The sequence below is a fragment of the Vibrio sp. 10N.222.52.B12 genome, assembly GCF_002875385.1.
Classification (GTDB): Bacteria; Pseudomonadota; Gammaproteobacteria; order Enterobacterales; family Vibrionaceae; genus Vibrio; species Vibrio jasicida.
The window spans coordinates 1-6,740 of record NZ_MDAW01000165.1 but is presented as its reverse complement, the minus strand read 5'-3'; the positions used below and the strand labels follow the sequence as shown (position 1 = coordinate 6,740).

Below are 6,740 nucleotides of genomic sequence, written 5' to 3'. Positions count from 1 at the left end.
ATCCGTTGCGGAAATAACGCCGCATTAAGGTGTGAGCAACGCTACCACGAAACCTAACCTTACCCCCATAAACACAAAACCCAACGATGACATCAAAAATGCCAAGCGTTGGGAATCACTCTTAAATGCTTTGTTAGCATTCTATTGTGCAACTAGGTGTGCTTTATATTCACGAGCCTTTTGAACTAGGTCTAGATTACTATATTTGGAACTAGAGATAACTGGATATGTTGAGTACACCAATTTAATGAACTCTTCGTAGTTCTTATCTTTTGTAGCTTCGATAACAAAGTCAACTATATGCTTTAGTTCAGGGTTGAGCTCAATCGGGCGAGTAACACCTCTAGATAACTCAAATAACTGCTTGTTTCCACCAAACATAGTGGTAGTTGTCGTTACCTGAATTTCAGAATCATCTTTTGCCATTTTAACAAAATCGTCTACGTACGGCCCGTAATGGTGGAAGTGCCAAATAGTATCAGTTAACTGTGAGTCATACTCTAGTGCTGACTTCCAGTCAGTAAGATACAACATCTTCGTTAATCGTGATGCCGATAGCTCATCTTTATATGGATAAACCTGTAATATGTATTTGATAACATTCATAATCACATTTTCCATCAAAAGCCCTCCGATGAAGCAATTTCCAAGCTAGGCATATGACTATCTAATGATTCTAGCAGATGACACAAATTTGCCTTTTCTCTTGGTGTCATGGCATTTTTGATTCTAGACAGTTTCAAACCATCAGCGTTGATAGACTCAAAAACCAAAACTGCAACCGTATCCATTTGACTATTCTGGATTCTAAACCCTTGTAAAGCCCTACTTTTCATTTTTATATTATCTAGAGTCTCATTATCAAGAGAAAACTCATCAATATTATACTGTTTCCAATCACCCAAAGCTGTCTCAGGATCGTGAGGATTAACATCCTCAAAGTAACCTGTCTGCCAAATTTTTTCTATGCAACCAACATTTCTAGGATACAACCTGTTTGGGCGTGTTTTGTACAGCTCATTGTCAGAATGTCTACCAACACACAAAAATAGATCCATATCCAATTTATACAAACTTATTCTCTCATTTGAAGATAGCTCAAACTTAGAGAAATAATTGTTAAAAATGTATCGGCTAAACAACTCATAGCAATTAATGGCATTACTCTCATTTTTTTCTTGAAGTTGTTGCACATCCTCAAGTAGTTGCTCATTTTCACTATTTATTCGATGGTACGCTTTTTTCAAAAGAGCACGTGTTATATAGCCACCCACACCACTCCAAATTGCACAGATTAAGGCACTGATAAATAAAGCTGTGAACCAACTGTCTAATGACCAAAAATCCAACAGTTTAACTCGGACATTCGGTGGAATTTGGCGACGAACCATCTCTTGAATTTCAGTAGGTATACCAATATAACCAAACGCAATGACACTATAAATACTTGGGATAAGACCCAAACTCAAAAACTTATACCACCACCGTTTGTAAGCAGGCATGTTTTGTAATGCAAGCTCCAATATCGTCACCTCATTGATATTATTAACTTTTAATTAAGTATATCATGCGCTTATTTTCCATGATAGCCTTGAATGCTAACGCCCTGCTAAGGGGTGAGCAACGCAATACCAAAGTCGCCGCATACCACCTTAATCACTTAAACCTACCGCATAGTTAAAATGCCACGCGTTGCGAATCCCTCTTGAGCAGTTTGTTAGCCGTCATTTTCCACGCACTCTTGCTCTGAGTTTATGTGGTGAGAAAATGCTAATAACAAACTGTCGAACATTTCTTCGATACCAACGTCTTCAAGGTTGGTTGTTGGTTTAACCTTACTTTTAACTATTTTTCTAACTTTTATGTAGTGGACCACTCCACAAGCCCGAGATACAACCGTTAGCTCCTCGTCTAACAAAGCTAAAACCTCCCTTAGCCCATTATCGTGAGCTTCTGTTACTTGCTTTTGGAGGAAAGCACTGATGCTTTGATCGGTTGCGAACAAGTCCGTACTTTGCAGTTGTTCTAAATACGACTTCTGGAGCATTACCATTTTAGTTGCAACGTCTTTACCTCGGAGTTGGAAAGCAAGAATAGGTTTGTCTTTAGCAAGCTCGTTAATCGTATTTGAATAGCCAGAAATAAATTCTTGCGATAACTCTGGAGTAATCTGCTCAATAAGTTGTGAAAAATACCCCAGCATCAATTCCTGATTCTGTTGCGGAATAACTACACCTGCAATTCTCTTTTTATCAAAGTATTTCCGACATTCGTTGAGGTATTGGTCATATAATTCTGAGGGCGACATAGCTGACGCTAACACGTGTGCACGAAACTCTAATAAATAGAACAATACCTGACGCGTCGTTCGTAGCTTTTCAGCTCGCACTTTGGCGTAATACCCGAAACCGCTAAAGACTGCACTTAATGTGACTCCAGCGATCCCTATTAGGGCTGCGATAACTTGAACTTCCAATTTTCCTCCATGACGGCTAACGCCTTGTTAAGGTGTGAGGCACGCAACCCGAAGCCTCCGCATACAACCTTAACCACTAAAACCAACGCATAGTAGAAATGCCACGCGTGCCGAATCACTCTTGAACAATTTGTTAGCTCTCATTTATAAACTCGGGTCTTGCATTTATGCCCATGCTAGTCTTAGTAAACGTCATTCGCATCGGCTTATTTGGAGAAACGCCTCCAACAGAACATGCTAAGTTAGACAGCAACTGGTGAACCATATGCGCATATTCTAAGCAGTCATATTTACCGTATTCTTCTAACGATTTAGACGAGAGTTCGTCGAATTGTTCAATGTACTTACTAAAATCGACCCTCTTGCATCGATCTTTGTACACCACTTCAAGATTCTCTGGTAATGGAAACCTGACTGTTGGAAATTGTTTTCCATCAGGGAACGTATGTGAAACCTGAATTGCATATAAACGATGGTTGGCAATACTTATTGGAGCCGTATGCATAACCAAATCTCTATATGTCCCCAGTTCATATAACCACCCATCAGGCTCCATAGCTTTCTTAAGCGACTCCTCTATAAGTGAGAGTTCAGGCGCTTGCTTCAAGGCTTTTAACAACCCATTTGCAGTTGTAACTTCAATATCTTTGTCACTATCCTTATGCTTTAGCTTCAGAGCACCACTTGAAGAGTAGTTGTAAACATACTCACTTAGATAATCTCTTAAGATCCCAGCATCAAACAGAAAAGAGTGGAACTCTTGATATACAAGGTTTGTAAAGCCGTCTTGAAACCTTTGTCCATCTGAGAACTTACCTTTTAACACAACCGCATTTAATTGATCTCGATATCTTACAGATAAGTTCTTTAACTTTTCGTTGAGAGTGTTCAACTGGTATGAAATTCGGTTTGATAGGTCATAACCAAGCCCGTCTTTGTTTTCAAATGCGGAAAGAGCCAAGTTCCTCCATAACTGAAATGCATCCCAGTTTGGCCAAATTTTACATTGTTTTGCATACCCTCTAAATTGAGTTGGGGCCTCTCCCAGGATTTCGCTTTGGTCAGTAATAAACTCGACTCCAATGATAGAGAAGCGATATTTTTCTAGTGCGTAATAAAGTCTTCCAAATGTAGGAATGGAGAGCACTGCTTCCTGATTGTCGAGGCTTCTTGGCCAAATGAAAACTTGATCACTCAAAGGTTCAATCTGTGCAGATAACCCTCCCCCAAGGTGTGCAACTCGTCCACACACAGGCCAATCTTTAGTCATACAATACCTCATGAGAGCTAACGCCCAATTAAGGTGTGAGGCACGCAATACCGAAGCCGCAGCATAACACCTTAACCACTAAAACTAACGCATAGTAAAAATGCCACGCGTGCCGAATCACTCTTGAACAATTTGTTAGGCAGTTCTTACAGAACTACTCCATATAAAAGTCCCCATCCAAGAATTAACCCAACAAATGCGAACGCTTGACTCTTTACTTTTAAACTAGCAATAAAAGATTGAGCAAGACTTGAACCTATTAGGAATAACAAGATTGGCGTCCACCAAACATAAAGGGTGTAGCTTAAAATCAAACACGCAAAGGCAGTTATCAATGAAGCTAATACAAGTATCGTCAATCCCGAAAACCACGCACCTACACTCCACCCTCGAGGTTCCGCATAGTTTTCATAAATAACAACACTCGTCGCCGAAACATAAAGAAAGCACAAAATAGCAAAACCTAAATACATGACTAATCTCCCACCTAAAACGGGGATGCTGCCAAAATACGAGAATACCTGCATTATCAGTACATAAAATTGAGACGGAATATCTAATAATTTACCAAATTAAAGTAGAAGTAGACGTCCATTTATTGTACTGCCTAACGCCGCGTTAAGTGGTGAGCAACGCAGACCACCTTACCTAAACCATTGTGCCGTAAACACTAAATTCAAAGCAAACCGAAAATGCCAAGCGTTGGGAATCCGTCTTAAACGCTTTGTTATGAGCCGATTTTTAGGTAAACGCCTTCTTGCCTAAGTTGCGCACGCAAATCTAACAGCTGTATGTGTGTAGATACAATGAAAAATAGATTACCAATAGCGATAGCAAACATTAAACCTGCGAAATACCCTGACCACAACTCTGAGTCTGGCTGATGAAGCGTGTTAAACGCCATGCAAAAAAACACGATGCTAGAGAGGAACAGACTTAGTTCACTACAATTTACTTTGTAGTTGTTGGTTGCATAATCGTAGCTAATTTTAACTTTTGAGCACAACCCACCGAGCTTAATGTACATTCTTGTTTCACCGCTTTCGTATACGATGTCGTTAAGGTCTAGTATTTTTTCAATACGTTCAAGCATGAATATCAATTCCGTAAGTTTGAAGTTTTCCAAGCCTATTCTTTAGCTCAACCAGATTCATATTGTAGTGGTAATTACTCGGCATGCCTCACATTTCACTTTAGGCTCATAACGCCCTGTTAAGGTGTGAGCAACGCAATACCGATGCTCCCGTATAATACCTTAAACACCTGACGCAACGCATAGCAAAAATGCCAAGCGTTGCGAATCACTCTTAAACAGATTGTTATGTGTACTTTCAACCATTTGCTTTTGACAAATCTCAATATTATTCAGCTCACACCATGCTAACCTTTGCACAAACATACAGTACGGTGATTTGAATGGACAGAAATAGCTTGGAAGAAGCCCTTAAAACTCCGTTTAGGAACAATAAATATCGTTGTGACCATATCTATATCGCCTACTCACCAGCACTACATATTTTTAAGATTGGCATTACTAGCAACCCCAAAGCACGACTGTCCCAATTGAAAACTACTGGTATTGGAGAAGTGAAAGACTGGGAATACCATTTTGTACGTAAAGTTGGAACTATAACCGCTCACAGTCAAGAAGTAGAAGTTTCACGTCAGTTATATCACCACAATATTGAACTCAACTACCTCAACTGTACCGGTGCAGATTACTCCCGAGAGTTGTATCGATGTGATATTAAGATTATCAAAGCTGCATTCAAATCTGTTGGGCTAACTATCCCTGTGACTAGTCCTGCTTTACGTAAAAGGTTTATAGCGACTGTCCCAAAAATGAACTTTCTACAATGGGTAAATCTAAACCGTGAAAACGTCGGATTAAGCGCAATAACATTGGAAGAGCTACAAAACTCCAGATTCTATACAATTCCAGAGGATGCTAACTTTGGCGCTTGATTGAGTTCACATAACGCCCTGTTAAGGGGTGAGCAACGCAATACCGAAGCCGCCGCATACCACCTTAACCACTAAAACTAACGCATAGTAAAAATGCCACGCGTTGCGAATCCCTCTTGAACAGTTTGTTAGGTGCGGAGCCAAAGTTGGTAAAAGTCTGTTTCATCGTGCTTGGGATTCTTGCGCACGAACTCCCAACCATGGCGCTTATAGAATGTGAGAGCTCGATGGTTAGTTCGGCTTACTGAAAGTACTGCACGCAAACAACCCGCTGTACTCAACGTGCTTACAATATAACCCTGCAATTTTGCAGCGAGCCCTGAACCACGAAAATTTGGCTTTAAGTAAATGAGATGCACATAGCCAGTCTCCGGCTCGGGTGAAAAGCTACGAAACTCTAACTGCCCTGCAAACTGACCATCCACAAATATATGGATATAGAACCATCCTGATGTTGCTAACCGGTCTAATACTCGTTCACGATAACCACTGATGAAGTCGTCGAAACCATCGTAATGCCCAAAACTACAAAAGTATGCATCTTTTCTTGCAGCAACGCACAATTCGAAATCATCAATGTTTATCTGCTGAAAAGCAATTTCCATACTTACCTTTTCCTTCAAGCACCTAACGCCTTGCTAAGGTGTGAGTAACGCAATACAAAAGCTACCGCACAGCGCCTTAATCACATAAACAACCGCAAAGTAAAAATGCTACGCGTTACGAATCACTCTTAAGCAATTTGTTAGTACATGCGCTACTTCTATTTATGCGCTCCAAGATATTGAAAACTGACATGATATGAAAGGCTTTGAACACTGAAGTGAGACGGGCAGCTACAAAACTTAAAATCGATTGAGAGACGAAAGTTGGCTAGAAGAAAAACGTACTGAACTCACCTACTTTTACTGACTTCAAATTAGAAAAGGATTCGTTCCTCGCACTTCGACAGCAACACCAAAGAAAGACAATTTTGACTTAGTAAAAAACACGAAAAAGAAGAAGCAATAAAGAAATAGGCTAAGAGTT

At 40.1% G+C, this 6,740-nt stretch carries 8 protein-coding genes; 1 reads left to right on the top strand and 7 read right to left on the bottom strand.

The genetic code is table 11. The features are described 5' to 3' along the window. Positions 1 to 141: 141 nt before the first annotated feature. From BCT11_RS26200 to BCT11_RS26160, 6 genes are all read right to left on the bottom strand, one after another. The gene (locus BCT11_RS26200) at positions 142 to 621 is read right to left on the bottom strand and encodes a Panacea domain-containing protein (RefSeq protein ID WP_102389689.1); all 480 of its coding nucleotides are present in this window, start codon (positions 619 to 621) and stop codon (positions 142 to 144) included. Beyond that, positions 621 to 1,523, bottom strand: coding sequence for a hypothetical protein (locus tag BCT11_RS26195; protein ID WP_133152164.1), 903 nt, complete (start codon positions 1,521 to 1,523; stop codon positions 621 to 623). The genes BCT11_RS26200 and BCT11_RS26195 overlap by 1 nt, the downstream gene beginning before the upstream one ends. Before the next feature lie 194 nt (positions 1,524 to 1,717). After that, positions 1,718 to 2,476, bottom strand: a complete 759-nt coding sequence (locus tag BCT11_RS26185) for a hypothetical protein (protein ID WP_102389686.1) — start codon at positions 2,474 to 2,476, stop codon at positions 1,718 to 1,720. A 133-nt stretch (positions 2,477 to 2,609) separates the two neighbouring features. Beyond that, positions 2,610 to 3,746 carry a hypothetical protein gene (locus tag BCT11_RS26175; protein ID WP_102389684.1) on the bottom strand — a complete coding sequence of 379 codons (1,137 nt, stop codon included), beginning with the start codon at positions 3,744 to 3,746 and terminating at the stop codon, positions 2,610 to 2,612. A 146-nt stretch (positions 3,747 to 3,892) separates the two neighbouring features. After that, positions 3,893 to 4,219 carry a hypothetical protein gene (locus BCT11_RS26165; protein WP_102389680.1) on the bottom strand — a complete coding sequence of 109 codons (327 nt, stop codon included), beginning with the start codon at positions 4,217 to 4,219 and terminating at the stop codon, positions 3,893 to 3,895. Positions 4,220 to 4,473: 254 nt separating this feature from the next. After that, the gene (locus tag BCT11_RS26160) at positions 4,474 to 4,839 is read right to left on the bottom strand and encodes a hypothetical protein (protein WP_053543576.1); all 366 of its coding nucleotides are present in this window, start codon (positions 4,837 to 4,839) and stop codon (positions 4,474 to 4,476) included. Positions 4,840 to 5,162: 323 nt separating this feature from the next. Here BCT11_RS26160 and BCT11_RS26150 point away from each other — a divergent pair, with 323 nt between their 5' ends. Further along, positions 5,163 to 5,711: a GIY-YIG nuclease family protein gene (locus tag BCT11_RS26150; RefSeq protein ID WP_031813940.1), complete on the top strand. Its 549-nt coding sequence runs from the start codon at positions 5,163 to 5,165 to the stop codon at positions 5,709 to 5,711. 128 nt (positions 5,712 to 5,839) lie between these two features. Here the strand turns inward: BCT11_RS26150 and BCT11_RS26140 are convergent, their stop codons facing one another. Next, positions 5,840 to 6,316: a GNAT family N-acetyltransferase gene (locus BCT11_RS26140; RefSeq protein WP_080532940.1), complete on the bottom strand. Its 477-nt coding sequence runs from the start codon at positions 6,314 to 6,316 to the stop codon at positions 5,840 to 5,842. Positions 6,317 to 6,740: the final 424 nt, after the last annotated feature.

Excerpts from the sequence above, each read along its gene's own strand:
- BCT11_RS26165 (WP_102389680.1), bottom strand. The coding sequence starts at position 4,219 with ATGTATTTAGGTTTTGCTATTTTGTGCTTTCTTTATGTTTCGGCGACG.
- BCT11_RS26175 (WP_102389684.1), bottom strand. The coding sequence starts at position 3,746 with ATGACTAAAGATTGGCCTGTGTGTGGACGAGTTGCACACCTTGGGGGA.
- BCT11_RS26150 (WP_031813940.1), top strand. The coding sequence starts at position 5,163 with ATGGACAGAAATAGCTTGGAAGAAGCCCTTAAAACTCCGTTTAGGAAC.
- BCT11_RS26200 (WP_102389689.1), bottom strand. The coding sequence starts at position 621 with ATGGAAAATGTGATTATGAATGTTATCAAATACATATTACAGGTTTAT.
- BCT11_RS26140 (WP_080532940.1), bottom strand. The coding sequence starts at position 6,316 with ATGGAAATTGCTTTTCAGCAGATAAACATTGATGATTTCGAATTGTGC.
- BCT11_RS26160 (WP_053543576.1), bottom strand. The coding sequence starts at position 4,839 with ATGCTTGAACGTATTGAAAAAATACTAGACCTTAACGACATCGTATAC.